Source organism: Halorubrum zhoui, from assembly GCF_051194155.1.
Taxonomy (GTDB): domain Archaea; phylum Halobacteriota; class Halobacteria; order Halobacteriales; family Haloferacaceae; genus Halorubrum.
Map to the genome: position 1 here is coordinate 1 of NZ_JBLZNJ010000012.1, position 1,893 is coordinate 1,893.

A 1,893-nucleotide genomic window follows, 5' to 3' on the forward strand; every position below is an offset into this window, starting at 1 on the left:
TGAGACTTAATCGAGCGGAACCCCACCCGTTCACGGGTGGGTCTGAGCGGATGAATTGGCCACAACCGCCGACGATGGCCCGACCGGGGTCTCAATGGATGTGATACACTTATTTGTGTGGCACATCTATATACTGCCAATGCCTCGCGGGTATAGCAAAGAGCGGACCTCGGTCCACCGCTTGCACTACCACTTCATCTGGTGCCCGAAGTACCGCAAATCGGTACTCACTGGCGAGGCAAAGGACCGACTCGAAGCACTCATCCAAGAGAAAGCCGACGAACTCGGCCTCGAAGTACTGGCGCTTACGGTCCGTCCCGACCACGTACACCTGTTCATTGAAGCGAACCCGAAGCTTGCCCCGAACAAAATCATGCAACAGGTCAAAGGCTACTCTTCGCGCCGGATGCGCGAGGAGTTCGACTTCGGTCTTCCGTCACTGTGGACGCGGAGCTACTTCGTGTCCTCCGCTGGCGACGTATCGGACGAAACCGTCGAAGCGTACATCGAAGCCCAAACAGGACAGTGAAACGCTCCAACAGCTTCGACGTAGCGCCCCGTTTGCCGACGGACGAGGAGTTGCTACATCGGGTGTTGGACGCCTCTGCCAGCCTGTGGAACGAACTCACCTACGAGCGCCGGCAGCGGTTCTTCGGCGAACTCGACGGGAGTGTCTGGGACGCCCCACGCGTTCACGACACCTACAAGGGCGTTCTCGGCTCGGCGGCCGCGAAGGAGATGAAGCGCAAGAACGACGAAGCGTGGCGGTCGTTCTTCGCGTCGAAAGAGGCTGGCGAACCCGCTGGCCCGCCGGGCTACTGGGGCAACGAGGAGGAGGGGCGCGACCTCCGTTGGTACGGCCGATGCGACCAATACACGCTGGAACTCGGCAAACGGTCCCGCCTCGAAATCCCGGTCGGCAAAGACCTCAAGGACGAGTACGGACTCGGCCACACCGAGCGCCTGCGCCTCGAAGTGCGCGGTCGTCCCAAGTGGGACGGCAAACCCGGTCGGTTGGAACTGTACTACGACGAGTTGGAAGATCGATTCAGAGCCATTCAGCCTGTCACGGTAGACACTTCTCGACAGGATTCACCACTGGCGGACGAAACTGCCGCTCTGGATATCGGCGCGAACAACATCGTCGCCTGTACGACCACAACCGGCCAGCAGTATCTGTACGAGGGGCGCGACCTCTTCGAGCGGTTCCGAGAAACGACTCGGACGATTGCGGACCACCAGTCGAAGGTCAAACTCGAAGAGGGGCGGTACACGTCGAAACGGATTCGACGCCTGTACCGACGCCGGACGAGACGGCGCGACCACGCCATGGACGCCCTCGCCCGCGACCTCTTCGAGCGACTGTACGAGGAGGGCGTGGCAACCGTGTACGTCGGCGACCTCACCGACGTACTCGACACGCACTGGTCGGTGCGAGCGAACCAGAAAACGCACAACTTCTGGTCGTTCCGGGCGTTCGTAAATCGACTTGCGTGTATCGCCGAGGAGTTCGGCATCACCGTCGAAGTCCGGCCCGAAGCGTGGACGACTCGGACGTGTCCGCAGTGCAGTTCGACGGAGAACACGACTCGGCACCAAGACACGCTCACGTGCACCTGTGGATTCGAGGGCCACGCGGACCTCACGGCGTCGGAGACGTTCCTCCGACGCCACGAAGCAGACGTACAACGGCCGATGGCACGGCCCGTATGCCTCAAGTGGGACGACCATTCATCGTCGGCGTCACCACGCGCTCACCGTCCCAACGAGGAGCATACAGACCAGAGTATCCTACGGTCGGCGTAGGAGAAAGTTGCCCCCGTGGGGGGTGGCGCTAATGCCGGACCCTCAACGCGAGGAATCCCACGGCTTCAGCCGTGTGGAGGATGTCAA

2 protein-coding genes are annotated in these 1,893 nt (G+C 61.4%); both read left to right on the top strand.

All coding sequences use genetic code 11. The annotated features are described in order from the left end of the window. Positions 1 to 139 precede the first annotated feature (139 nt). Positions 140 to 529 (top strand): IS200/IS605 family transposase, encoded by a 390-nt coding sequence (gene tnpA, locus ACNTAO_RS12445; RefSeq protein WP_435162424.1) that lies wholly within the window; start codon positions 140 to 142, stop codon positions 527 to 529. Further along, entirely contained in the window at positions 526 to 1,806 is a 1,281-nt protein-coding gene (locus ACNTAO_RS12450; protein WP_435162426.1) for an RNA-guided endonuclease InsQ/TnpB family protein, read from the top strand. Before tnpA ends, ACNTAO_RS12450 begins: the two co-directional genes overlap by 4 nt. Positions 1,807 to 1,893: the final 87 nt, after the last annotated feature.